25 protein-coding genes, 2 tRNA genes and 1 pseudogene are annotated in these 25317 nt (G+C 55.3%); 13 read left to right on the top strand and 15 right to left on the bottom strand.

Translation table 11 applies throughout. The features are described from left to right. From RZS32_RS17275 to RZS32_RS17250, 6 genes are all read right to left on the bottom strand, one after another. On the bottom strand, positions 1 to 603 hold the full coding sequence (locus RZS32_RS17275; RefSeq protein ID WP_317054793.1) for a Hint domain-containing protein: 603 nt from the start codon (positions 601 to 603) through the stop codon (positions 1 to 3). After that, a complete protein-coding gene (locus tag RZS32_RS17270; RefSeq protein WP_317054792.1) occupies positions 600 to 1139 on the bottom strand; it encodes a hypothetical protein in 540 nt (179 codons plus the stop codon). Before RZS32_RS17270 ends, RZS32_RS17275 begins: the two co-directional genes overlap by 4 nt. A gap of 336 nt (positions 1140 to 1475) precedes the next feature. Further along, entirely contained in the window at positions 1476 to 2978 is a 1503-nt protein-coding gene (locus RZS32_RS17265; RefSeq protein WP_317054791.1) for an ABC transporter substrate-binding protein, read from the bottom strand. A gap of 580 nt (positions 2979 to 3558) precedes the next feature. Next, positions 3559 to 4140, bottom strand: coding sequence for a hypothetical protein (locus RZS32_RS17260; protein ID WP_317054790.1), 582 nt, complete (start codon positions 4138 to 4140; stop codon positions 3559 to 3561). Positions 4141 to 4229: 89 nt separating this feature from the next. Next, positions 4230 to 4304: transfer RNA gene (locus RZS32_RS17255), tRNA-Asn, on the bottom strand. An 82-nt stretch (positions 4305 to 4386) separates the two neighbouring features. Then, complete coding sequence (locus RZS32_RS17250) at positions 4387 to 5289, bottom strand: MBL fold metallo-hydrolase (RefSeq protein WP_317054789.1); 903 nt, start codon at positions 5287 to 5289, stop codon at positions 4387 to 4389. 46 nt (positions 5290 to 5335) lie between these two features. On the opposite strand from RZS32_RS17250, the gene RZS32_RS17245 reads away from it, so the two are divergent. Continuing rightward, positions 5336 to 6640: an ATP-binding protein gene (locus RZS32_RS17245; protein WP_317054788.1), complete on the top strand. Its 1305-nt coding sequence runs from the start codon at positions 5336 to 5338 to the stop codon at positions 6638 to 6640. Between the two features lie 132 nt (positions 6641 to 6772). Here the strand turns inward: RZS32_RS17245 and RZS32_RS17240 are convergent, their stop codons facing one another. After that, positions 6773 to 7042 (bottom strand): glutaredoxin family protein, encoded by a 270-nt coding sequence (locus RZS32_RS17240; protein WP_317054787.1) that lies wholly within the window; start codon positions 7040 to 7042, stop codon positions 6773 to 6775. Between the two features lie 93 nt (positions 7043 to 7135). Further along, positions 7136 to 7212: transfer RNA gene (locus RZS32_RS17235), tRNA-Ile, on the bottom strand. A gap of 108 nt (positions 7213 to 7320) precedes the next feature. Between RZS32_RS17235 and purM the strand changes: the two genes are divergently transcribed. The 3 genes from purM to rnd all read left to right on the top strand — a co-directional run bounded on the left by purM (position 7321) and on the right by rnd (position 10208). Then, entirely contained in the window at positions 7321 to 8367 is a 1047-nt protein-coding gene (gene purM / locus RZS32_RS17230; protein WP_317054786.1) for a phosphoribosylformylglycinamidine cyclo-ligase, read from the top strand. Then, on the top strand, positions 8364 to 8957 hold the full coding sequence (gene purN / locus RZS32_RS17225) for a phosphoribosylglycinamide formyltransferase (protein WP_317054785.1): 594 nt from the start codon (positions 8364 to 8366) through the stop codon (positions 8955 to 8957). The genes purM and purN overlap by 4 nt, the downstream gene beginning before the upstream one ends. Positions 8958 to 9047: 90 nt before the next feature. After that, entirely contained in the window at positions 9048 to 10208 is a 1161-nt protein-coding gene (gene rnd, locus RZS32_RS17220) for a ribonuclease D (RefSeq protein ID WP_317054784.1), read from the top strand. A 13-nt stretch (positions 10209 to 10221) separates the two neighbouring features. Here rnd and RZS32_RS17215 read toward each other — a convergent pair whose 3' ends face one another. Then, positions 10222 to 10812: a hypothetical protein gene (locus tag RZS32_RS17215; RefSeq protein ID WP_317054783.1), complete on the bottom strand. Its 591-nt coding sequence runs from the start codon at positions 10810 to 10812 to the stop codon at positions 10222 to 10224. Between the two features lie 174 nt (positions 10813 to 10986). Between RZS32_RS17215 and RZS32_RS17210 the strand changes: the two genes are divergently transcribed. Next, positions 10987 to 11397 carry a SufE family protein gene (locus RZS32_RS17210; RefSeq protein WP_317054782.1) on the top strand — a complete coding sequence of 137 codons (411 nt, stop codon included), beginning with the start codon at positions 10987 to 10989 and terminating at the stop codon, positions 11395 to 11397. A gap of 79 nt (positions 11398 to 11476) precedes the next feature. On the opposite strand, the gene RZS32_RS17205 is transcribed toward RZS32_RS17210, so the two are convergent. The 3 genes from RZS32_RS17205 to RZS32_RS17195 form a co-directional block, all read right to left on the bottom strand. Then, the gene (locus tag RZS32_RS17205) at positions 11477 to 12112 is read right to left on the bottom strand and encodes a DUF1638 domain-containing protein (RefSeq protein ID WP_317054781.1); all 636 of its coding nucleotides are present in this window, start codon (positions 12110 to 12112) and stop codon (positions 11477 to 11479) included. A 73-nt stretch (positions 12113 to 12185) separates the two neighbouring features. Continuing rightward, positions 12186 to 13157 carry a phosphatase PAP2 family protein gene (locus RZS32_RS17200; protein ID WP_317054780.1) on the bottom strand — a complete coding sequence of 324 codons (972 nt, stop codon included), beginning with the start codon at positions 13155 to 13157 and terminating at the stop codon, positions 12186 to 12188. 158 nt (positions 13158 to 13315) lie between these two features. Next, a complete protein-coding gene (locus tag RZS32_RS17195) occupies positions 13316 to 14020 on the bottom strand; it encodes a corrinoid protein (RefSeq protein ID WP_317054779.1) in 705 nt (234 codons plus the stop codon). A 210-nt stretch (positions 14021 to 14230) separates the two neighbouring features. On the opposite strand from RZS32_RS17195, the gene RZS32_RS17190 reads away from it, so the two are divergent. Beyond that, positions 14231 to 15322, top strand: coding sequence for a PA0069 family radical SAM protein (locus RZS32_RS17190; RefSeq protein WP_317054778.1), 1092 nt, complete (start codon positions 14231 to 14233; stop codon positions 15320 to 15322). A 67-nt stretch (positions 15323 to 15389) separates the two neighbouring features. Here the strand turns inward: RZS32_RS17190 and bmt are convergent, their stop codons facing one another. The 3 genes from bmt to RZS32_RS17175 all read right to left on the bottom strand — a co-directional run bounded on the left by bmt (position 15390) and on the right by RZS32_RS17175 (position 18754). Then, positions 15390 to 16409, bottom strand: a complete 1020-nt coding sequence (gene bmt, locus RZS32_RS17185; RefSeq protein ID WP_317054777.1) for a betaine--homocysteine S-methyltransferase — start codon at positions 16407 to 16409, stop codon at positions 15390 to 15392. Positions 16410 to 16442: 33 nt separating this feature from the next. Beyond that, positions 16443 to 18302, bottom strand: a complete 1860-nt coding sequence (locus RZS32_RS17180; protein WP_317054776.1) for a phosphatidylglycerol lysyltransferase domain-containing protein — start codon at positions 18300 to 18302, stop codon at positions 16443 to 16445. Between the two features lie 137 nt (positions 18303 to 18439). Beyond that, a complete protein-coding gene (locus RZS32_RS17175) occupies positions 18440 to 18754 on the bottom strand; it encodes a DUF1476 domain-containing protein (protein WP_317054775.1) in 315 nt (104 codons plus the stop codon). A gap of 170 nt (positions 18755 to 18924) precedes the next feature. Here RZS32_RS17175 and purC point away from each other — a divergent pair, with 170 nt between their 5' ends. The 7 genes and pseudogenes from purC (at position 18925) to RZS32_RS17140 (ending at position 25083) form a co-directional block, all read left to right on the top strand. After that, complete coding sequence (gene purC, locus RZS32_RS17170; RefSeq protein WP_317057816.1) at positions 18925 to 19686, top strand: phosphoribosylaminoimidazolesuccinocarboxamide synthase; 762 nt, start codon at positions 18925 to 18927, stop codon at positions 19684 to 19686. A 15-nt stretch (positions 19687 to 19701) separates the two neighbouring features. Beyond that, positions 19702 to 19941 carry a phosphoribosylformylglycinamidine synthase subunit PurS gene (gene purS / locus RZS32_RS17165; RefSeq protein WP_317054774.1) on the top strand — a complete coding sequence of 80 codons (240 nt, stop codon included), beginning with the start codon at positions 19702 to 19704 and terminating at the stop codon, positions 19939 to 19941. Then, a pseudogene (gene purQ, locus RZS32_RS17160) lies at positions 19941 to 20607 on the top strand (phosphoribosylformylglycinamidine synthase subunit PurQ). Before purS ends, purQ begins: the two are co-directional and overlap by 1 nt. Before the next feature lie 43 nt (positions 20608 to 20650). Then, positions 20651 to 22414, top strand: coding sequence for a sensor histidine kinase (locus RZS32_RS17155; protein ID WP_317054773.1), 1764 nt, complete (start codon positions 20651 to 20653; stop codon positions 22412 to 22414). 5 nt (positions 22415 to 22419) lie between these two features. Then, complete coding sequence (locus tag RZS32_RS17150) at positions 22420 to 23754, top strand: sigma-54-dependent transcriptional regulator (RefSeq protein ID WP_317054772.1); 1335 nt, start codon at positions 22420 to 22422, stop codon at positions 23752 to 23754. 198 nt (positions 23755 to 23952) lie between these two features. Further along, the gene (locus RZS32_RS17145; protein WP_317054771.1) at positions 23953 to 24333 is read left to right on the top strand and encodes a hypothetical protein; all 381 of its coding nucleotides are present in this window, start codon (positions 23953 to 23955) and stop codon (positions 24331 to 24333) included. A gap of 381 nt (positions 24334 to 24714) precedes the next feature. After that, positions 24715 to 25083, top strand: a complete 369-nt coding sequence (locus tag RZS32_RS17140) for a hypothetical protein (RefSeq protein ID WP_317054770.1) — start codon at positions 24715 to 24717, stop codon at positions 25081 to 25083. Positions 25084 to 25317: the final 234 nt, after the last annotated feature.

The following is a 25317-nucleotide window of genomic DNA, read 5'->3' as shown; positions in this document are numbered from 1 at the left end:
TTAACCCGCTGCACGCACAAGAGGTTTCCCGTTTCGTATGTGGCGTTCGACAAGCCGTGTTTGCCGGTGTCTTGGAGGAATGAACCGGGCAGGTTGAGGCGCGTACTTCAAGTCCGCCACTTCAGGCAGAATGGACAAGATTTCGTTTCTCGCCTCGGAACCAAGAGATTTGAGCGCTTCCGGGCCTGTGAACAGGCTCTCAGTCGGCGCGCCTTCAGCAAAGATGACCTCATGTCGATCAAACAGAAGGTGGAAATACTCAACGCTCTCAACGGAGCCGTCGAGGTAAATTCCGGGCATGTCTGTCAACCTTATGGCCGACAGCAATACTTCTGAATTTCCAAACATACGCGCGGCGACTTTTGAACGAACGAGCATGCGGTGCTGCCGCGACACAAGGAGGTCTCTTTTGGGAAGCCCATGACCCAGGGCCCCTGCGGTGATACGCACCGGACGCAGCTTTGGCTCCGCGCTCAATTCAGCGCAACCAATGGCGTGACTACCTATCCAACGGATTTTCTTGGGTCCAACGCCTGATGTGAGAACAACATCACCTGGAGCTAGCTTTTGAATTGCAATCGGTCCTTTTGCCGTCTCAATCAAGGTATCCCTTGTGAAACATGCAAACCGGTCCCGTTCTCAAAAGTCCTGTAGCTGTTCGTGATCCCGGACGGCAATGTAAAGGTGCCGTTTGACAGGCTATAGCTGCCGCCCGTTGTAACGGTAAAGGTGCCAAATGTGGCATCGGTTACAACCGTTCCAACGGGTAGGTTAAGCGTATCTGTTCCACCGCCGCCGCGTATGTCACCGGTGACTGTGGTGCTGATAAAGTCAAGCGTATCATTGCCATTGCCAAGCCGGACATTGCCAACATCGGAACCTTCAATGCTCACCGTGTCGGCATTGCGCCCGTTATTCACCTGACCGGACACAGTGCTGCCTGATATTGTGATATCATCAGACCCGGCGTTGCCGCGAACATCATTGGCGATAGTGCTGTCTGTCACGGAGATCGTGTCATCACCACCCCGCGCAGTGATATCATCAATCGGCGTACCTTGGGGGGTGCCGTTCAGCGTGCCATCGTCGTCAGTGACGTCGATATTGTCAGCATTGCCGGTTCCGTTGATGTCGGGCATCGTGGATATCTTTACGCGAGCCAAATACTCCGGGCGCGACAGCTTTCTTCTGTCAGGCGGGATGTTTTGTCTGGATCGCGTTCCTCTTTCGTCTTTGGCTGTCAGTTTATCTTTGACCATTTACGGCTGAATTTGGTTGTTTCCTTGCGCGGAGCCAACCAAGAACAAGCATACAAAAGCGCTGTGTTCATTGGAGCAAACCGTGCGCGTTTAAGGAAAGTAAACGCCAAGTTTGGCTGAAATTTGGCAGATCAGCATATTGCTTTTGATCTGATGCTTTTGAGCAAGAGGACGTATATTTAGTTCAATGCCAATAAGATACGGTATGTGGTTTCCTTAAGATCCCTCATCCACCACATCCACTTCATGCCACATAATTCGGTCGCTTTTGACCGCGGGCACATTTTTCACGCGGGGGGACAGCGCCACAAGCTGGCTGCGGTGGAAAGGGATCAAAGTGCCCGAGATTTGAGCAAGGTAATCCTGAACTTCAATGTAGGCCTGCTTGCGGTCGTAGAAATCAAGTTCAGCCTGCGCGCGTTCGAGGGCGAAGTCAAAGTTGTGATCACTCAGGTAACTTTCGTTCCATTTGGCCTCGGACGAAAACGCCTCACTCAGGGCCTGATGAGCCGGACGTTCACCCCAGCTGGTAGCGAACATGTCTTTCTTCATCCAAACCTCAGACCAATAGCCATCAGCGGCCGCGTTGACAATTTTCACCTTTATACCGGCTTTGGCGGCCTGCTGTTGAAACACCACCGCCATAGACGACCATATCCCATCAATGGGCGCGACATGTAGCTTTATTGTGAGCCCATCGGGGTAACCAGCTTCAGCCAAAAGCGCCTTGGCTTGTTCAATGTCTTGAGGGCAGTTTTGCTCACCGCGATATTGATCATTTGGCGCCACCGGGGTGTCACAGCTGATTATGCCGCCACCATCAAGGGCCAGTTTCAGCATTTCTTCGCGATCGACAACGAGCCGCAAAGCGCGGCGGACGCGTACATCGTCAAACGGGGCCACATCGGTCCGAAAGACCAGACCTGACCAGTTGCCAGTTGGAATATCCTGCACCACATAGCGATCGGACCGCAGAAGCGCCCGCCGCATCAGCGGCTTGACCCCGCGTTCCATGTCGAGTTGACCGGCCAGAAACGCCTGCAGTCGGGTATTGGAGTCTGGAATACCAATAAGTTCTATGCGGTTAAGCTTGGGAGCGCCTTCCCAATAGTCTTCATTTGCCTCCAGAACCGTGATGCCGTCTGCGTCAAATTTCGAGATTTTGAAGGGGCCTGTGCCGATCCCGGTTTTGGCGATTGTATCATCTGACCCTTCGGGGATCATACGCAGACGCGCATCCATCAACTGCAACGGCAAATCGGCAAAGGTGGCATGCAGGGTAAGCTTTACCGTGGTCTTGTCTTTTGCATGCACTGACTTAACCATCTCAATGACGGATCGGGCCGGGCTGTCACGCTGGGGATCAAGTATGCGATTGAGCGAATAGACAACATCATCGGCATCAAAAGTAGTCCCGTCATGAAAGCGAACATCATTCCTTAAGTTTAAAGTCCAGACCGTACCGTCCTCGTTGGTCGACCAGGATTTGGCAAGATCAGGTGAAGGCCGCCCCTCAGCATTGGGTCTGATGAGCCGATTCATGGTTTTTTCTGTGATCTGAAGCACACGGCCCTTGTCGATGGGATCAAGGTTGGACAACCCCCCGGAGCCAACATCATGCGCCATGCGCAAAACCTCTCCCGACGTGGCAGGGATCGGCAGCAGGCCAATGATGGTCAAAGACCCCACGATTACGAGCCAGTGTGTAGACTTTGTCATAAGTACCCCCGGTTGCTGATGCAGTGTTGCGGGTTCATCCCGAGGGATCAAGTATTTCGGCGAAATCGGACGTTCACGTTTTTGGGTAACGGGAACAAACTATGCCTAAAGTCGACCAACCGAAGGTTATCTTTTCTTCGATCGGAAGGGGTAGTCGCATGGAATTGCCGAGTGCTGATTGGTAATTTTGCTGACCAAGAGGGAATGTTTAATGCGTATATTCAGTACTTTGGGAGATGTTATTAAATCTGCTATGCGGACTGTAAACAAGACCTGTCAACTCAGCCTAACATAAGTCAAGGATGCCTGTTTGCGGCGGCTGCAATCTTGGTAGGACTGGCTGACAGCACTTCCAATAAAGAAGCACTTCTGATCTGCGCTGCATTTCTGTTGCTTGCCGCTGGGTTCGCTGGGTGGTCAGCGCGTCCGGTCTTGTTCGGTACGCCCGGCGGAGAGTTCAAGAATTGGCGCGAAGATATTTCCAAAGATAGAATGTTCGCTGAAGTTCTAGAGCAGGTGGGCGGTTTTCACGATCAAGACATTAAGGAAAACGCAGCACTGATGCAGCAAAACGGGCGCCTTATGCTATGTTCGTACTTCTTGTCGCTGGCCGGACCGATTGTTTCGGCAGTTTACTATTTGTCCTGCTGATCCCTAGGGTCTCTTTTTTGTTCACTGCGTCGACCGATTTGCATACTTCCCAGCTGCGCTTTAACAAGTCGTCGACTGTTTGCAATGCATAGTCAATTTCTTCTTCGGAAATGGGGTCTGCATAGATTTGCCAATTTGGGTTTTTTGCAGTGCCGAGATTTTTATAGTACTCGCAGTGAATCTTGCCATCTGCATTTTGCTGCCAAGCGCCATGCACAGCCATATGTCTTGAGTCGATTTCGTCATCGATCTGTTCCAAAATAGAGCTGAGTTCGCTCAACGCGGCGTCATCAACATCGCTAGAAAGCTTTTTCAACCTGCTCCGTAGCTTAGCGGTGGATTTGCGGTGCTGCATGAGTTCGTGCAACTCGTCTAAGTCTTCAACTCTTAGTCCGCTAATTTGCAGCAAAACCATCCAAAGGATCTTTTCAATATGCGCACAAGTCTGCACATATTTTCCCTGTTTTAGAAGCAGACGTTCTTCGATTACGTTTTCGATTGTGAGTTTCATTTTGTGTTACCCCAAATGTTACCCCGGGCAAGATATGCATGGGCTAAAAATTGTAGCGGTAGATAAAATATTAATATTATTGAGAATTTTGGCTCCGGCGGTAGGGATCGAACCTACGACCAATTGATTAACAGTCAACTGCTCTACCGCTGAGCTACGCCGGACCAACGAGCGGGATATAGCAATCTGGATTCTGCGCGTCCAGAGGGATTGTGACAAATTTTTCTCTGCGCGCCCGTAACGACCTCAGGTCAGGGCGAAGATGGCATCGCGCGTCAGCTCGCCCACCGGGTGCACGGTGTTTTTGCCATGCAGGTCAATAAGATGCGCCAGCACGTTGCGTTCGGCAGCGGGCAGAAGGGCTTGGGGCGTGTCGGTGTAAATTTGTCGTGTGAGCGCTTCTGCGGTGGCGGGGGCTGTGCTCAGTGCTGTCAGGATCGCCGCTTCCCGCTCATTTCGGTGGGCGATGAGCCAGTCGATCCGCGCGGCAGGGTCGGTGATCGGGGCACCGTGACCGGCATGCAGAACGCGGGCGTTCATTTGTCTTAACCTGCGGCAGGAAGCCATAAAATCGGTCAGGTCCCCATCGGGCGGCGCGACCAGAGAGCTGGCCCAGCCCATGACGAGATCTCCGCTGAAGATCACGTCGCCCATGGCAAAGCACAGGTGGTTGCCCAGATGCCCCGGCGTCCAGAGAGCGGTCAGGCTCCAGTCAGGGCCCTCCATTTGCGCACCATCCTCCAACACAACATCGGGCGCGAAATCAGGATCCACGCCTTCACCGGCATCCGTCAACCCGGCGGCGGCAAGGCCTTGCATGACGGCACTGCGCCCGGCGCGGGACGGCCCAAACGCGTGAACTTTGGCCCCGGTTTCGCGTGCCAGGACCGGGGACAGGGGAGAATGATCAAGGTGGCTATGGGTGACAAAGATATGCGTGATACGCTGATCCGGAGCAAGGGCCGTGAGAATGGCCGATAGATGGTTTTCATCCGCAGGTCCGGGGTCTATCACCGCCACATCGGTTGCGCCGACAAGATAGGTGTTCGTTCCCCGAAAGGTCATAGGTGACGGGTTGGGTGCAAGAATACGACGGATGCCATCCCCCAAATCTGCGACCACACCCGGTGTGGGATCAAACTCATCCATGCTGATCGCTCTTTCCGTCTGCTCTGCCTGCCGCTACGTTTAGCGCATGTCGTTCCGCTGGCTCAAACGCTATATGCCCCGCAGCTTGTATGGCCGGGCCTTTCTTATCCTGCTTTTGCCGGTGATCACACTGATGCTTGTGGTCTCTGTTATTTTCATCCAGCGCCATTTTGAGGGTGTGACCAATCAGATGACGCGCACCGCAAGCCGCGAAGTGCGTGTGCTGCTCAATAGTGGTGAAACCGCAGAAGAGATTGCACAAAGTGGCGTGGCAGCAACGCTTCAGGTCATGGTAGAGGATGTAGCCATGGCCGAACTGCCGCTCCAGAACACCCGACGCTGGTACGACTTCACCGGGGCGTTTGTGATCCGGGAATTCACCCAATTGCTGCCATCGGTCAAAGCGATTGAATTGCCGAATGAAAAGGAAGTGCATCTCTATTTCCAGAACGGCACAGATGCGTTCCGCCTGACCTTTGACCGTCGGCGGGTGTCAGCCTCCAATCCGCATCAGCTTTTGGTCAATATGGTGGTGTTTTCGGGCATCATGACGGTCATCGCCTATTTTTACCTGCGCAATCAACTGCGTCCCATCACGCGGCTGGCCTCCGCGTCAGAGGCCTTTGGCCGAGGGCGGCATGTCGAATATCGCCCGGCGGGGTCTGTCGAGGTGCGCGCAGCGGGGCATGCGTTTCTGGACATGCGCGCGCGCATTGAGAGGCAGATTGAGCAGCGCACGATGATGCTCTCGGGTGTCAGCCACGATCTGCGCACACCCATTACCCGGCTGAAGCTGGCGCTCAGTATGATGGATGAGGCCAATCGCGCTCCGCTGGAACGCGATGTAAAAGACATGGAACGGCTGATCACGGAATTCCTCGATTTCGCCCAGGGCGCGCAAGAGGGTGAGCCGGAACCAGTTGATCCACATGCGTTGGTTCTGGATGTGGTTGGCGGGTTCCAGAGAGAAGGCAAGGACGTCACATTGACGCAATCAGAAGGGGAAGGTGATGTGCCATTGCGCCCCGGCGGCATCCGAAGGGCGGTGGAGAACCTCGTCGGCAACGCAGTACGTTACGGCAAGAAAGCTGAAGTTTCAGTTCAGATCACAGATCGCGCCCTGCGCATCCGGATTGAGGATAATGGCCCCGGCATCCCCGAAGACCGGCGCGAAGAGGCGCTCAAACCCTTCGCCCGGCTGGTCGAGGCGCGCAATCAGAACCTTGGGACCGGTGTCGGGCTCGGTTTGTCGATTGCCATGGACATCGCACGCGCCCATGGCGGAACCCTGAGGCTTGGGCAAAGCAAGGCCCTGGGTGGATTGCAGGCGGATATCGTGATCGGGCGGTGAGGGATTGGAATTTTCAAAAATTCCAGCGCAGAAAATACGTATTTTCTGGTCTGTTTTCTGCGCAGAAAACGCCTCTACTTAAATGTTTCGCACGCGAAACGCTTTAACAAACTGTCAATCGTTTCACGCCAGTCACCGCTGCCAGAACCGCTTCTTTTTGGGCTTTTGCGCTTTGAGATGTTTCTTTAGATCAGTGTAACCTCCGATCTTGACACCATCGATGAAGACAAGCGGTGTGGTGGTGATGTGATGCTTATCCTTGAACTTGTCCGTCGCCGCCCGTGTGCGCAGGATGTGTTCTTCGATGTCAAAACCATTACTGCGCAGAAGATCACGCGCCGCGGTACCATAGCCGCAGGTGTAGTTGGGCAGGTCCATCCGGTAGAGGGTCGCCTTGGGCATTTTGGTCGTCCTTATTCTCGTTACGGATTAGGACTGCGCAAGGCAATCGCGCAAGGGGCGGCGGATCACGATTGCGTAAAGTGCAGTGAACGATGGTAGGCCCGGAGGGACTCGAACCCCCAACCAAAGCGTTATGAGCGCTCTGCTCTAACCAATTGAGCTACAGGCCCGACCTGGGATCGTCCTAGGCGGGCAGACGTGGAGCGTCAAGGCTTTGTGATTGCGCGGGCCAGCATGATGGTCTAACCGAACACCGCAGGACCAAAGCGGAGCGGGCCATGAGCGACGGCAAGAACGGCATCACCTATGCGGATGCAGGTGTGGATATCGATGCAGGCAATGCACTTGTCGACCGGATCAAGCCTGCGGCCAAGCGCACGACGCGGTCCGGCGTGATGGCCGGGCTTGGCGGGTTTGGCGCGCTTTTTGATCTTAAAGCCGCCGGGTACAACGACCCCATTCTTGTGGCCGCCACAGATGGGGTGGGCACGAAGCTGCGCATCGCAATTGATACCGGCAATGTGGACGGTGTGGGCATTGATCTGGTGGCGATGTGCGTCAATGACCTTGTATGCCAAGGGGCAGAACCGCTTTTCTTCCTTGACTACTTCGCGACTGGAAAACTCGATACCGACAGTGCGGCGCGCATTATTGAGGGCATTGCGGAGGGCTGTGTGCGGTCTGGCTGTGCGCTCATTGGCGGTGAGACCGCCGAGATGCCGGGGATGTATCCTGACGGTGATTTTGACCTCGCAGGCTTTGCCGTGGGTGCGATGGAGCGTGGTGCAGACCTGCCTGCCGGGGTGGTTGAGGGCGATGTGCTGCTTGGGCTCACCTCGGATGGGGTGCATTCCAATGGCTATTCTTTGGTGCGCAAGCTGGTGGAGGTCTCTGGCCTTGGCTGGGATGCGGAGTGTCCCTGGGATGACGGCACATTGGGCGCAGCGCTTCTGACGCCAACGCGGCTTTATGTGAAACAGGCGCTGGCAGCGGTGAGGGCAGGGGGCGTGCATGCTCTGGCGCATATCACCGGGGGCGGATTGACCGAGAATATCCCGCGGGTTCTGCCAGACGGCATGATGGCGCAGATTGATCTTGGGTCTTATGAATTGCCTCCTGTTTTCAAATGGCTCCAAGCCACTGGCGGCATGGCCGAGGCAGAAATGCTCAAAACTTTTAACTGCGGCATTGGCATGGTTCTGGCCGTGGCCGAGGGCCAGGCCGAGGCATTGGTCGCGCTTCTTGAAGGTGAAGGTGAGACCGTTGTTCGTTTGGGCCATGTGACCGCAGGGCAGGGCGTGTCTTACACTGGAACGCTGTCTTGACCAAACGCGTGGCGATCCTGTTTTCTGGTGGCGGCTCCAACATGGTGGCGCTGATTGAAAGCATGGTCGGCGATCACCCCGCTAGACCTGTGGTAGCAGTGTCCAACAATGCAGAAGCTGCGGGATTGACCAAGGCGCAGACCCTCGGTGTCGCCACAGATGTGGTGGACCACCGTCCCTTCAAGGGCGACCAGGATGCCTTTGAGGCCGTACTCAACGAAACGCTGGCTGCACATGCGCCGGACATTATCTGTTTTGCTGGCTTCATGCGGATCTTCACCGAACGTTTCATTTCCCGCTGGGCAGGGCAGATGATCAACATTCACCCTTCGCTCTTACCGAAATACAAAGGCCTCAACACCCATGCGCGCGCTTTGGAGGCCGGAGAGACCGAAGCCGGGTGCAGCGTGCATGAGGTGCGTCTGGAGCTTGATGACGGACCGCTGTTGGGGCAGGCGCGGGTGCCGGTCCTTTCGGGCGACACGCCCGACATATTGGCTGCACGTGTGCTGGAGCAAGAGCATATTCTGTACCCTGCCGTATTGAAACGTTTCGCGGAAGGTGACAAGACACCCGTGCTTTTGCCATGAATTCAGGCGTTTTCATTTCTGAGCACCTCCCCTATACCGGGTTAAGGCACCGGGCCTGATAAAACCAACAAGAGACAAGACCCGCTGAATATGAAGACGATCACAACCACCGATGAGCTGTCCGAATTTTGCAAACGCGCTCAGGATGTGGACTATGTGACGGTTGATACCGAATTCCTCCGCGAACGCAGTTACTATTCCAAGCTGTGCCTTATCCAACTGGCCTTGCCAGGGCGCAATGATGACGATGCTGTCCTGGTTGATCCCATTGAGGGCGCCTCCATGTCGTTGGAGCCACTGTATGATCTTTTTCGCGCACCCGGCGTGGTCAAGGTCTTTCATGCCGCTCGGCAGGACCTAGAAATTTTCCATGTTGATGGTGGGCTGATCCCGGCGCCTCTCTTTGACACGCAGGTAGCGGCGATGGTGTGTGGGTTTGGAGAACAAGTGGGTTACGAGACGCTGGTGCGTCGCATTCCCAAACAATCGCTGGACAAAACCTCACGATTTACCGACTGGTCGCGGCGTCCGCTGACCAGCGCGCAGAAGAAATACGCCCTCGCTGACGTCACGCATTTGCGGCAGATCTACGAACACTTGTCGGCCAAACTGTCCGAGACAGGACGCGACAAATGGGTGGCAGAGGAGATGGAGGTTCTGACAAACCCCGAAACCTATATCACCCGCCCCGAAGATGCCTGGCTGCGCGTGAAAACACGTAACGTCTCTGGACGGTTCTTAGCCATTGTCCGTGAACTGGCACGGTTTCGCGAAGAATATGCACAGACGCGCAATGTACCACGTAATCGTGTTTTCAAGGATGATGCGCTGGTTGAGCTTGCGTCAACCAAACCCGGATCACACAAAGACCTGTCACGTGCGCGGCTCTTGCTGCGCGAAGCGCGTCGAGGAGACATTGCGGATGGTATCCTCAAAGCCGTTGAGACCGGCGTCGCCTGTGCCAATGATGACCTGCCCAAACCGGACCGGTCCCGTGATAAGCTTCAGGTCAACCCAGCTTTGGCGGACCTTCTGCGCGTTTTGCTCAAGGCCAAGACCGAGGAATACGCGGTCGCGTCCAAACTGATCGCCTCTGCTGCTGATCTTGATGCGATATCAGCGGGTGAACGGGATGTACCTGCACTGGGAGGGTGGCGCTATGATGTATTCGGCGCGGATGCGCTTCGGCTTTGCAATGGTGAAGTCGCTCTGGGCGCCAAAGGCGGCACAATCTGCACAGTTGAACTTTGAACGTCGTGAGCTTCTAACGTCGCGTCGATAAAACGTTGCGTTCGGCAGAGACACGAATTTCACGCACGTCTTCCAAAAGCGCGTTGCCAATAAATGCGCCGGCTTTCACCTCACGGGTGCGTTGCGTGCCAACACGCGTTTGAACAGGCTGGACCGCGTTCAACGTATATTCCAGCACGCCATCCACCGGACCATCAAGATTAACCCGCAAAAGACGCACGTCGAACGCCCCTTCGCGGTTCGGCAGACCTGTAACGCGAACAATCGCACCAGTGGGCGTGCGTTCCACAACGAGGTCGGTCACTTCGTCCACAAGCGTGCCTTCATACTGCACTTGCGCGTTGCGACGGCGAAAAAGACCGGTGCGCTGAACAGTGGTGACATTGCGCCGGACCAATTGATTCCCGCCTCGTGTGTCAATCAGCGGGTTGTTCGTCTGACGGTCGTCTGGTGCAATCGTCGTTGGGGTTTGCGCGCGCGTTTCCACGACCGCCGATCTGCTGTTGCCAAACCAGTTGGACGGGTTGGCCCGCGACTCGCGCCACGCGCTGCAACTGGACAGGACCAGAGTGCCAATCAAGAGAACAGAAACTACGCCGCGCATCATCACCGCCTTTATTCACCTGTTACCCGAGTACCCGATCCTCTGCGGCTTGAAAAGATGCAAGCGCGCGAAGTTTGTCTCCGGTTCGGGCAAGACAATGGAATGAATTCACTCTGGACGTCCTTGGACACTGCGCCTACCTGTGGATCAGCATAAACCAAAAGGATCAGGCGCGTGGCAAGCGAAGCGTTTGAAGCAATCGTCGAAGATTTCGAATTTCTCGAGGAATGGGAAGATCGTTATCGCTATGTAATTGAGCAGGGTAAGGCAATGGATCCTTTGGAGGACGCACTGAAAGTGACGGCCACCAAGGTGGATGGCTGCGCCAGTCAGGTATGGTTGCATCCACAGGTCACAGGCGGCACGTTTCGCTTTGATGGCGACAGCGATGCGATGATCGTGCGCGGACTGATCGCCGTGCTCAGAGCACTTTATAACGATATGGCTGTGCGCGATGTGCCTCAGGTGGACGCTCATGGCGAATTGGCGCGGCTGGGCTTGAATGATCATCTGTCGGCACAGCGCTCAAACGGCTTGCGCGCAATGATCGAGAGGATCAGGGCCGTCGCTTCAGAAGCGGCGTGAACTCAGGGCGGTGTCATGAACGCTGTGAACCAGGAGCCAATCCTTGGTACTTTCTGGGGTATTTTAAGCAAGTTAAAGCTCAGGCTTGAGATTTCAGCGCCTTGGCCAAATCGCCGTAGCCCGTGAAGCGGTACTCATAATCCAGACCCAGTCGATTGGCGCAGTCTTCGGCCTTGGCGCGCAGGGCAGGGTCCTCCACTTGTGCCTGGTAGACCAGTTTGGTGTAGTTGCCGAAAAGCATATCGCGTAGCTCTGGATGCCGATCGAGTCCCATTGGTTTCCATACGAATGCATCGAATTGTTTGACCAGAAAATCCGTCAGGTAAAAGGCAGTGATTTCGTCACGCTTGGCAAAATCATCGTTGCCTTCGAAGAAGGAGTAGCAATGCGGGCCAGCGACCATGTCCACACCAAGTTCTTCACATTTCTTCTGCAACAGCCCACCTGTGCCGCAATCGGCATAAACAACAAAGATGCGCTCATAGCTGTTGCGATGTTTTCTAACGGTGTCTTCCACTGCGTCTGTGATCTTGTCCGGGTAAAGGTGGTATTTCGCAGGCAGACATTGGAGAACCATGTGATCCCAGCCATTGGTCTCTTTAAGCGCAAGAATTTCGCGCGCCAGGGCGCCGCATGCGATGAGCAGAATCTGACCTTTGTGCCTTTCGGAAAAGCCGTATTCGGTGAGCGTTTTGTCGTCAGGCACTTTGGTCATTTACGTACCTCATGCGAATGATAGTTGCCGATGTTTCCAGCTTACAACTGACAACTTGGGATCGCGCGCTCGGTTACGCCAATTCGGGATTATCAAGCGACTTAAGTTTGATTGGTTTTGCGCCAAAAACGTCACGATAGTGTGGGCGTTTTGCAAGCAGAACAACCGCCGCGATCGCGAACAAAGCGCCGGCGAATATGTCCACAAAATAATGCCCGCCAAACACAGGCGTCGACGCAATCATGATGATCGAATAGAGCGACATCGGCCAAAACATCCAAGTGCGGAAAAAGCAAATCGCCAGAAGAACACCGGAGGCCGTGTGATATGATGGAAAGGTCACCAGACCGGGCAAACCGACGGGACTGATCAAAACGCTAACCTGAGGGTCGCGCAGCATCTCGAAATATGGGATATGATACACACCCGGCGGCTCTGGGAAGTTTGTGTAGATTGATGGATCAAGAACATAGCGGTCCACGGCAGCCATGGCCGGGAACAGGGCACCGACCAGAACGCATATAACGGCCGTGTAAAAGAAGACGTCCATATAAAATCGCGTGCGTAGCCAGTCGCCGGAGAAAATCAGGGCTGTCATGCCCATAAGCCCGACCATAGACAGCCACACATATGCTTGATCCAACAGCGAAATCAACATGGGGCGTCCGTGAACCCATTCAAAATACGCAACCCAGTTGAACCCCAGGCTTTCGTCCCATCCGGCCAGCAGGACGTCCTGAAAAGGGAACGGGATCATCATTGTCAGATGGTTGAGCGGAGGGATCACAACGGAGATACAGCACATAAACAGCATACCTTCGCAGAAGGCTTGCAGCTTCGGCACCAGCGGAGATCGAATTTTGCCGCGTTGCGACACCTTCAGCATACAAATCCAGAATCCGCCAAACGTGAGCGCCAGTTTCACATAGAGCCCAAGGCCAACGAACGAGAGCGTCGCGCGCGTTGCCCAAAAGGCCACGAGATTTACCACCAGGATGGCAAAAACGCTCAACCACAGCCATTTACTCGTGATTAGAAGAGGCATTCAGCCGATCCGGACCCATTTCGTGACGGAGGTGTTTTTTCAGAAAACTATGTCGAAAATTGGGGTCGGGCATGGCGAGTTTTTGCGCCTTGCGACTGCAAACAAAGAAGCGAGGCCCAAACAGACCTCGCTTAACAATAATTGGCCGGTGTAACGGCTTAGCCCGTCGCACCCTGATTGTGCTTGCGGCCCACCAGCTCCTTGGCGGTTTCCACTGCGACCGCCGCGTCCCGACAATAAGCGTCCGCGCCGATGGCCTTGCCGAATTCCTCATTCAGCGGCGCGCCGCCCACGAGAACGATGTAATCATCGCGAATGCCCTGTTCGACCATCGTGTCGATGACGACCTTCATGTAGGGCATTGTGGTCGTGAGCAGAGCCGACATGCCAAGGATATCCGGCTGTTCGGTCTCAATCGCCTCAAGGTAGTTCTCAACAGGGTTGTTGATGCCCAGATCGACCACCTCAAACCCAGCACCTTCCATCATCATCCCGACAAGGTTCTTGCCGATGTCGTGGATGTCGCCCTTGACCGTGCCGATGACCATCTTGCCCACGCGCGGTGCGCCAGTTTCGGCCAGAAGCGGCTTGAGGATGGCCATGCCGCCCTTCATTGCATTCGCCGCAAGTAGCACTTCGGGTACAAACAATATGCCGTCGCGGAAGTCTTTCCCAACAATTGTCATGCCGCCCACAAGCGCCTCGGTCAGGACCCTGTAGGGCTCCCATTTGCGTTCGAGCAGGATATTCACACCCTCTTCAATCTCTTCCTTGAGACCGTCATAGAGGTCATCCCACATCTGTTGGACAAGTTCCTCGTCATCGAGTTCGCTGAGGATGATGTCGTCTTCTTCGTCGGACATTGGCTTTATCCTTGGGGCTCGGGCGCAAGCGTGCGCGCATGTATACTGACTGAGCATTCACCGAAAGTTTCGAAATTCACTGTTCGAATTGCGACATAGGTGGCGCTTTCCCCGACTTCTAACGCAGATTTGCCTCGCCATAGTGCGAAAACTTTCGAGGAGATATATAAGTTTATTGCATATGTTCCTTTTTTGTTCTTAAATCGCACCATGCAGGAAAAATCTCTCTCATACGACCCGAGTTTGCGCCGTGCAGGACGTGGGGCCGTGAGCAATAAAACCGGGCGCTATGAAACGCATGAGAGACCATTTGAAGCGGATGGCTGGGATATGGACGATGAGGTTCGCCCATTGCGCACAGAGGTCAGTGTGGAATGTCCGCGAAAGTCCATTACCTACAATCGTTCACCTGATTTGCCCTTTGACCGGTCAATCAACCCGTATCGCGGGTGTGAGCATGGGTGCATCTATTGCTTTGCCCGGCCCACGCACGCCTGGCTAGGTTTGTCAGCCGGTTTGGACTTTGAAACCCGATTGGTGGCGCGTCCCGAGATACCGCGGGTTTTGGCCAGGGAACTGAGGAACAAAACCTATCAGGTCGCTCCCATCGCCATCGGGACAAATACAGATCCCTATCAACCGATTGAGAAAAAGTTTGGAATCATGCGTGCCTGCCTTCAGATTCTGTCCGATTTCAACCATCCGGTCGCGATCGTCACCAAGGGAAGTTTGATTGAACGTGATATCGACATCCTGTCGGATATGGCCACGCGCGGGCTGGTGAAAGTCGGCATATCCGTGACAACGCTCGATGCGGAGATGTCGCGGAAATTGGAGCCGCGTGCGCCTGCGCCGAAGCGGCGATTGAGAATGATTTCTCGACTGGCCGAAGCCTGCATTCCTGTGCGAATTATGACCTCGCCAATCATTCCCGGGCTGACCTGCCACGAGATTGAACCATTGCTGGCTGCCGGGGCCAAGGCGGGGGCGACGGCGGCGACATGGGTGATGCTGCGGCTGCCGTTGGAGGTGTCTGCGCTCTTTCGCGAATGGCTGGACGCGCATGTGCCGGACCGGGCAAAGCGGGTTATGGGCCTGGTGCGCGAGATGCATGACGGTCAGGATTACGCCGCGGATTGGGGGCGCCGAATGCGCGGGCAGGGGGCCTATGCCGACATCATTGCGCAAAGGTTCAAACTTGCCAGCGCCCGTTTGGGTCTGGATCAGGAGATGTCTGTGTTGCGCTGCGATCGGTTTCGGCCGCCGCCTAGACCCGGTGATCAGCTTTCACTGTTTGAATGAGATAGGCGGCATGAGATCGTCGGAAACGGGCGCCTCTACAGGTTTGGTTCACCTCAGCAGGACTTCCTTAGGCGCGTCTGCGGCGTCTGCGCCGGTCTCTCTCAGGGGCGCCTGCGCCCTCTTCGGTGCCGTCCACAGCAGAGGAAAACGGGCCGATCGCTTCGGCAATCGCTTCTAGCGTGGGCCGTTCACCACGTGGGCGGCTTTCAAGGGCGTCGCGCATCAATGCCAGATGTTCGGCTTGGGTGCCGCAACACCCCCCAATGATCGTCGCACCGGCATCGCGAGCAAGAACCGCGTATTCAGCCATCAATTCAGGTGTGCCGTCATAGTGGATGTGACCATCAACATATTTAGGGATGCCCGCATTGCCTTTCGCGATCACGGGCCGGTCGGTTCCATGTGCGGCAAACCCAAGGACCGTACGCAAAAGGTCAGACGCGCCGACACCGCAATTCGCACCATAGGCCAAAGGGGCGTTTGGCAATTTTTCCACCAGTTTGGCCATGTCGGTCGATGTCAGCCCCATCATGGTGCGTCCGGCGGTGTCAAAACTCATCGTGCCGCACCAGGGGATGTCCGCCAGAGCAAATGCCTCGGCGGCGGCTTTGTATTCCTCAGGCGCTGAGATGGTTTCGAGCCAGAGCACATCTGCGCCGCCCTCTTTCAGCCCATCCGCCTGTTCATGAAAAATCTCCACAGCAAGCTCGTGCGTGAGGCTGCCCATGGGGGCCATGATTTCACCGGTGGGGCCAACCGAGCCTGCGACCACAACTTTGCGGTCTTGACGATCAACAACCTCACGGCCGATTTCGGCGGAGATACGCGAAAGCTCACGCGCGCGCTTTTCCGCGCTGTGCAGCTTCAGGCGCGCGGCGTTGCCGCCAAAGGAGTTGGTGAGGAACAGGTCTGATCCCGCATCCACCGCCAATTTATAAAGTTTGTCGATCCGCTCGGGGTGCTCAACATTCCACATCTCCGGCGCGTCGCCCGAGCTGAGCCCCATATTGAACAGGTTGGTGCCAGTGGCACCATCGGTAAGGATCCAGTCCCGCTCGGTCAGCATCGCACTCAGGGCGTTGGTCATGATGTCGCTTTCGTTGTGATGCCACGGGATGTCTCACACACCTCGCGCGCGCGCAAATTCATTATTTTCATGATGATTGTGAGACAGATTGCGATTGGGGCGGCGGACCGCACGCAACAGATCACCCAGACCAAGTGCAAGCAGACCCCAGCTTGGGGCCAGCGCATAGCGCGGTGAGCGTTTAGGATTGAAGCTTTTTTTGAACTGGGACAAGCCGGTGGAATATCCCGATTTGGCTGCCAACCACGCGATCGGACCCCGCTCTGGTGGCAATGCGGCAAGACAAAATTGCGGCACACCAGCCTCATCGGCCGCGTCAATAGCAGCGGTGATCAGCGCATGCATGGTACCATCCGGGACCGGCGCATTGGCCCGCATCAGGTCCAGACACCACTCATCCGTACTGATGTGAAAGCTGGCAAAGGCCACGACACGGCCCTTGAGACGTGCAAGAAAAACACCTTGATGACTAAGGTATTCGGGACAAAACTGCCCCATCGTCATACCGCGCGCCCGACCTTGACGCGCCTGCCAATCCGCGTCGACTTGTGCCAGCTCTTTCCACGGCAGGGCGGTACCGCGCTCGATTGAGAGACCTGCTTGCTCTGCCTGACGTAGTTTGCGCCGCAACTGTCGAAACGCGCGACCCTCGGTCTGAAACTCTGACGGTTTGAGCACCAAATCATCCGCCACATGCAACGCCCGCCATCCAGACTTTGTTGCTACAGCCGCCATGCGGCCATCGGCCTTGTAAACCAAAGGAAAAAGCATTTCCCGGTGCGCTTGCTTTTTCAATGTTGCAAGCGCTGCTTCGGTGGCTCCGCCAAGCGCTGCGAACAGCAGACACAGGCTTTGCCCCGGGCGCAACACCGGCAGGCTGACATGACGCGATGCGATCACACCAGCGTCCGCTTGTCGGCACAGGCCAATTTCGGCGCGGGGTGCTTTTTTGAGGTCGCGTTCGTGCACGTCACGTCGACAAATTTCCGAATGTCCAGATTGCGTAAACGGGCGCAACAGCATGCACGCGGCCAAGCCGAAGGGTAATGCATAGTAGATCAGACGAAACGCAACGATACCGCAGAGAACCTCTGCCTGAGGAATGCCAGGAAGAGCCGCCAGCAGCACAAGCTCAAACGGCCCCACACCGCCGGGCGTGCCGCTCAACAGAGCCGCGCCAAGTGCCAACATATAGGCAGGCATAAGCGCAACAAGCGGCAGCTCAGTGCCAGATGGCATGAGACACCACAGAGCCACCCCAGCACAAAAAGTATCGATCAGGGCAAGACCGGCAATACCCCCGAGCATTCGCAGGCTTGGGCCCCGGAAAATGGAGCGTCCAAGTCTGATTTTTGGATAAAGAAAACACAGTAACCCAATGTTACAAAAAAAAATTAGACAAAACAAACCTTGATGAAAAGACAGGACATCTGATGGGAACAACACCCCCATCAAGCCAAGGCACAGCACCAAACCGGACAGAAAACTGACCGCCACACCCGTGGCGATTTTTGTGGCCTGAACCAGCGACAGGTCCGGCACCAGCCGCCAGCGCACCAAGGCTCCGCTCAGAACCCCTAGCCCGATGGTTTGACCGATGGCAATGGCGGCGACACCGCTGGCGCAGGCGTGGCGGGGGCGGCAATCTGTGCGAAGATGCTGGTGCAGGATGACATCGTAGCGACCCAAGGCCCAAAAGCTTGCCGTGGTTGCCAATCCGGCGACGGCCCACTGTTTGAACGTCAGGTTTGACAGAGCCGCCCCCAAGCCCGTGAGGCTATCCGGTGTGAGTTGGTCTTGCACGATCCAAAGGCACAACGCGCCGATGAAAAAGGGCATCACATGGCGCAGGCATACAGTTGCGGGTGTTTTGCCCCAGGCCAATGTGAACATGCAACCTCCCAACGGATGAAACTTCAACGCGGAATAGGTGCCATGCCAGGGCTTTCAGAGCGCTTAACGTTTAAAATGCGCATGAAAAAAGGCGCGACCAGACGTGGCGCGCCTTCAATTTGTAATGGTAGCGAGGATCAGATTTCGCTCATAATCTGGTCCTGGGCGACAGGGATCATTTCCTCAATTTTGGCACGCACGGTGTCCGCATCGGCCAAATCCCCCAGGTCACCGGCCACTTTGCGCACGACATCCTCATAACCGGCCTCCTCAAAATCAGACAGAACCACCTCTTTGGCATAGGCCTGGGCCTCTTCGCCAGATTTGCCCATCAACTCGGCCGCCCACAGACCAACAAGCTTGTTGCGGCGGGCCTCGACCTTGAACTGCATCTCGGCGTCGTGGGCATATTTGTTTTCAAAGGCGTTTTCGCGGTCGTCAAAGGTGCTCATCATGCTCTCCGTTTTAAGCACAGCGCCATGTGGTGCTATTGCTAAAGATATGGCTGCAAGGCCCCAAACGTGCAAGGGCTAAAGCCGTTCTTGCCCCATTTCGCGCCATGCACTATGAGAGCGCCATATGCCGCGCCAACCCGCGCGCGGCCCTTTCAGAAAGAGAGCCCATGGCGCGGCGCAAGAAAATCTACGAAGGCAAGGCAAAGACACTCTTTGAAGGGCCTGAGCCCGGCACGATTGTGCAGTATTTCAAAGATGATGCCACAGCCTTTAACGCTCAGAAAAAGGACGTCATCGAAGGCAAAGGCGTGCTCAACAACATGCTGAGCGAGTATTTTATGAATGGCCTCACGAACGTGGGCATTCCAAACCACTTCATCAAACGCATCAACATGCGCGAGCAACTGGTGCGCACCTGTGAAATCGTGCCGCTGGAAGTGATCGTGCGCAACTACGCCGCCGGAACCATGGCGCAGCGTCTGGGCATGGATGAAGGCACGCAACTGCCACGGCCGGTGGTGGAGTATTGCCTCAAGGATGACAACCTCGGCGATCCATTGGTGACCGAAGAGCATATCGCCGCCTTTGGCTGGGCCAGCCAGCAGGATATGGAAGACATCCTTTCACTGGCTTTGCGGGTGAATGATTTCCTCTCGGGTGTCATGTATGGGGTCGGTATCCGTCTGGTAGATTTCAAAATCGAGATTGGCCGCATCTATGACGGGGATTTCATGCGCCTCATTGTGGCCGATGAAATCTCGCCCGACAGCTGCCGTTTGTGGGATATCGAGACGGGCGAAAAGCTCGACAAAGACGTCTTCCGCCGCGATCTGGGCAGTCTGACGGATGCCTATACCGAAGTGGCCAAACGTCTGGGCGTTATGCCCAAGGGTGCCACGCCAATGACCAAACCGACGCTGATCAACTAACAGGGGCAAGAGCAGATGAAAGCACGCGTACATGTCATGCTGAAAAACGGGGTTCTGGATCCGCAGGGCGAGGCGGTGCGCCATGCGCTTGGTCAGCTAGGATTTGACGGGGTCGAAGGCGTTCGGCAGGGCAAGGTGATCGAGCTTGATCTCAATGAAACTGATGCAGCGAAGGCAGAGCAAACCGTCACAGCGATGTGTGAAAAGCTTCTGGCCAACACGGTCATCGAATCCTATTCGGTGGAGATCGCCTGATGCATGCGGCTGTTGTTGTCTTTCCCGGGTCCAACTGTGACCGTGACATGAAGGTCGCGTTTGAGAAGGCCGGTGCCAAGGTCACGATGGTCTGGCACAAGGATACCGACCTGCCCAACGGCGTGGACGTGGTGGGCATTCCGGGGGTTTTCCTTTGGCGACTACCTGCGCTGCGGGGCGATTGCAGCCAATTCGCCGATCTGCCAATCGGTCAAGGCGCATGCGGATCGAGGTGGCTATGCCTTGGGCATTTGCAACGGATTTCAGGTTTTGACGGAAACCGGAATGCTGCCCGGAGTGTTGCTGCGAAACTCAGGCCTGAAGTACGTCTGCAAAGCCCTTGATCTGAAAGTGGAAACATCTAATTCCGCGTTCACATCTGGCTATAATGCTGGCACCACGATCACGATTCCGATCGCGCATCATGATGGCAATTACTTTGCCGACAGCGATACACTCAAGGCACTCAACGAAGAAGAGCGTGTCGCATTTCGTTATGTCGAAAATCCAAATGGCTCTCAGCAGGATATTGCAGGTGTGCTGTCCGAAAACCGGCGGGTGCTAGGGATGATGCCCCACCCGGAGCGTATGGCCGAGCCCACCCACGGAAACACCGAAGGTGCGACGCTTTTCGCCAGCCTTGTCGGGCAACTGGCGGATGCATAAACCCACGCTTGAGACCCATCACTGCGCAGTTTAGCATAGGCACATGATCAAGTTACGTTCGTCGGACCCAGAGCATCAAGCCAGAACCATTGGCTGGCGCGCGCGGCTGGCGTTGTTGCTGTTAACAGCGATTGCGATCTCGGTGGTTTTCGTCACCAACAGGCTACTGACGGACCGTTTTACGGAAAATACCCGCAACAGAGCGGAACTGCGCCTTGCACTTTACAGCGGCAACCTGTTGTCCGAGCTGCGTCAGAACGCGATTGTGCCACAGCTTTTGGCCCGTGACCCAGCGTTGATCGCCGCGTTGGATACCGCCAACTATACGCAGTCTTCACAGCGGCTCATCGCCTTCAATGAAGAAATCGGCGCGGCCTCTCTCACCATGCTGGACAAGGACGGCCGTGTTGTTGCAGCAACGGATCGCGCACAGATTGGTGAAAACAAAAAGGGAGAGCCTTATTTCGTCGACACGTTGCGGTCTGCAGACAACATTTTCACGGTGATTCAGGACGAGGCTGGTGGCTTTGGGTTTGTTTATTCCCGACGGATCACCAGCAACGGGACTTTGGTGGGCATGATCGTGGTTGAGGTCGACCTGCGAAAGTTTGAACTGGCCTGGGCCGGGATTTCAGATGCCATTCTGGTCACGGACAGCAATGGACAGATTATTCTTGCGACAGAGCCGCGATGGCGAGGTTTGACTGAAGAAGATGCCTTGGCACAACAACCCGCCAATTCCGCCATTCTGCGTGCATTGCAGGCCACCACTGACTGGTCCTCGGCCTTGCCGCCGGATGCCTATCTGGCCGGTGAAGCGGTGATGCGGGTGCAGGGCAGGGTGGCCTTTCGCGGCTGGCGGATCACGTCCTTTACGACATTTGCCAGCATCCGGGATCGGGTGAACGGTGTTCTGGCGCTCGAGATCATGGTGTTCGCGATTCTTCTCGCGCTGGCCTTCTATTTCCTAAACCGAAAAACCGCGGCGCGGATGAGCTTGTTCCAGCGGGAGTCGGCAGAGCTTCGCGCATTGAACGCAAGGCTGCAGCGAGAAATTGCCGAGCGCCAAAGGGTGCAGGAGAACCTCGCCGTGGCCGAGCAAACCCTGCAGCAAAGCTCAAAACTGGCGGTGCTGGGAGAGATGTCAGCAGCGGTCAGTCACGAACTTAATCAACCGCTTGCCGCGATGAAAACCTACCTCGCTGGGGCACGTCTTTTGCTCAATCGCAACCGTCCGGATGAAGCACTCTCTTCGTTCCAGCGGATCGATGACCTGATCGAGCGTATGGGCGTGATAACCAAACAGCTGAAGTCCTACGCGCGCCAGGATGGAGAAGACATATCGCCAGTAAATATGGGCGATGCTGTACATTCCTCGCTGGCGCTGATGGAGCCACAACTGCGACAGGGCCGTGTCGACATTACCCGAACCTTGCCGTCAGAATCCGTCTGGGTGATGGGCAACCGCGTGCGCATCGAACAAGTGATCATCAACCTGTTGCGCAACGCGCTGGATGCAACCAAATCGAATGACGAGCCACGTATTGAGATTTTGCTGGCCGCAGGAGAGACCGCCGTGCTCACCGTGCGCGACAACGGATCCGGGATCGTCAACATTGAGAACCTGTTTGAACCCTTCTACACCACAAAAGAGCCCGGTGACGGTGTGGGGTTGGGGCTTGCCATTTCTTCTGGCATCGTCAACGACCTTGGAGGCCGATTGACGGCCAGAAATGCAGAAACAGGGGGCGCTGTGTTCGAAATGCAGTTGCCAATCTTGCCAGATGAGACCCGAGCAGCGGAGTAGGTGACATGCCAAGTGCCATGAAAATCGCCATCGTCGATGACGAAAAAGACATGCGTCAGTCCATCAGCCAGTGGCTGGCGCTCTCAGGGTATGACACTGAGGCATTCCCATCAGCCGAAGAGGCGCTCAAGGTGTTAGGACCGGACTATCCGGGTATCGTTGTGACCGACATTCGCATGCCCGGCATGGACGGGATGCAGTTTCTCAAAAAGCTGATGGGCACGGATAGCGCGCTGCCTGTGATCATGATCACCGGGCATGGCGATGTGCCCATGGCGGTCGAGGCCATGCGCATCGGCGCATTTGATTTCCTGGAAAAACCGTTCAACCCGGACCGGATGAACGAGCTGGCCAAGAAAGCCACAAGCTCGCGGCGCATGGTGCTCGATAGTCGCGCGTTGCGGCGTGAGCTGTCCGATGGCGGGCAACTTATCAAGAAACTCATTGGTGCCTCGCCGGTGATGGAACGCCTGAAAGAGGACATTCTTGATTTGGGGCAGGCCGATGGTCATGTGCTGATCGAAGGGGAAACCGGTACGGGCAAGACGCTCGTGGCGCATGCGCTGCACGCTGTAGGCTCGCGGGCTGGCAAAAAGTTTGTCCTGGTGTCCTGCTCGGCCTTTGAAGAAGACGCCTTGATGAAGCGGCTTTTTGGTCCGATGCAGCCTGATGATGCGCAACTGCCTGCTGTGGAAGAGGCGCGGGGTGGGACGCTGGTTCTTGAGGATGTAGAGACGCTTTCAGAGACGGCGCAGGCGCGGCTTTTGACCTTCATCAACGATGAGGGCACGCCGCCGGAAACCCGTGTCGTGGCCATTTCTAACATGCAGGAGCAGGATCGCACCTGCGAAGACGCGCTGCGCTCGGATCTGTTTTACCGCCTGGCATCCCTGCGGATCACCGTGCCGCCGCTGCGCCAGCGGGGCGAAGATATTCTGACACTCTTTACGCGCTTTAGTGAGTCCTTTGCCGATGACTATGGCTGTGAAACTCCGCAGGTAAGCGCACAGGAGGCGGCCCAGCTTTTACAGGCCCCGTGGCCCGGCAATGTGCGCCAGCTCATAAACATCGCCGAACGCGCCGTGCTGCAATCGCGCCGTGGCTCCGGCACCATCGCCTCGCTTTTAATGTCCGATCACCAGGATATGCAGCCGGTGATGACCACAGAAGGCAAGCCGCTCAAGGAGTATGTTGAGGCGTTTGAACGGATGCTCATCGACAACACCATGCGCCGCCACAAAGGCTCGATCGCGTCCGTTATGGACGAGCTCTGCCTGCCACGCCGGACGCTGAATGAGAAAATGGCAAAGTATGGGTTGCAGCGGTCGGATTATCTTTGATGTCGCAGCATAAGACGCGTGGGCAACTTACGATGTTCAGGTGATCGAGAATGTCGGCTAGGCGGACAAAGTGGACGTTGCTCAGGTTCATTGATGTGGTACCGAATGTAAATGGAACGAGAACGGTTTGACTAGGACTGATGGTTTGGTAGATCGTTGGAAAATAGACAGAGATTTGCTACCTGAAAGACCGCAGCAATGAGCGATGCTATCAAGCAAGTTCTTGGAATCTCAAACATCGAAGACTTTCAGAAGATCGATTCTCCAGAGTACTTGTTTCACGAAGCATTGGAATCAGGACGTCTTAAAGATGTTTTGGATAAGTTTCCGCGTTCGGAGGTTGTGTACGGGTATATTATGGACGAAGTAGTTAATTTTGAAGGGCTGAAATCTGATTGGAAAGAAGGCCTGCTGAAAGATGTTAACAACCTGATTGACATACTTCCGGTTGGCACACTGAAAAGAGTGTCCCACATTTCGGACGGTGAAGTTGACCTAAACTCAGAAGAAATGGCGAAGTTGCGAGGTGAACTCGGATATGAATTGGAAGAACGTTCACAAGAAACACTTGCCTGGTAGCAATCCAATTTTTTGGATAGTTTCTTTTTTGGTGTCGATTTCACGCACTGGGTCAAGATTGCGATCCAACTAAAATATACGGACCTCAGTTTTGAAATCCCGTATATTCTCAATACCCGCAGAAATGGATTGCAATTTAGTGTTCATGGGGGCGCACTGCACTTCATTGAGCCAGCTCAAAAGCAAGCGTAGAGTGGGCATCTTGCTCACGGAATTTCTTCACCATGCAATCATACCATAGGCGTGTTTTCTGGTATTTGGATTGGGCTCTAACCTGTCATCCGATAGATTTTGTAGGTCAAATCTAGGTTGAACGGCGGCTAAGCGGACTTTGCTGCCATTCGCCCTTCACTTGCAGTAACCAGCCAATATACTTCGCCAATGCAATCGCGCCTAGAAACACTGGACCCGAAACTTGCGGCGGAACTCAAATCTGCCGCGTTGGCTGACGCCAAAGAGAGAGTCATATCCATATTGTCGGATGAGTTAGTGACTTTGCCAGAAAAGGTTGTGCGCCTTCTTCCAGAAAGCTTTGAAATTCAATCCAATAGTGTTTCGCAAGAGCAGATAGATGCGCTCGATAGTCGCTACTTTGACGCCGAAGAAGCGGGCAACTCAGAGGACTCTGAAGCTCTATTTATGGCGGCACGCTTCTTATCGGCTGCGCGTTCTTTGCACACGGCGGTCAACAAGTTCGAACTTTGCGAAGCTGCCTACGAAGTGCAATTCGCAGTAGACCACAAACGGTAGGGTGGGCTCAAAGCGGTCATCTGATAGTTTCCGTAGGGAAAATTAGCATTCTTTGGAGCTTAAAGGTCGATTAAGCGGACACGGCGTACATTGAACTTGAGCCGTGCCAGCGGCGGGCCTGCGGCCCTCGATTCCATGCCTTTGGGCCGATGACCAAGTCGGAGGCTAAGAACTCAAAGCCGACCTTCTCAATATGCGGCGTGAAAATCAGGTATCCCATCTTGAACCCTACCG

Origin of the sequence: Roseovarius sp. W115, assembly GCF_032842945.2 — a bacterium.
GTDB lineage: Bacteria > Pseudomonadota > Alphaproteobacteria > Rhodobacterales > Rhodobacteraceae > Roseovarius > Roseovarius rhodophyticola.
This window is presented reverse-complemented; position numbering and strand designations above follow the sequence as displayed.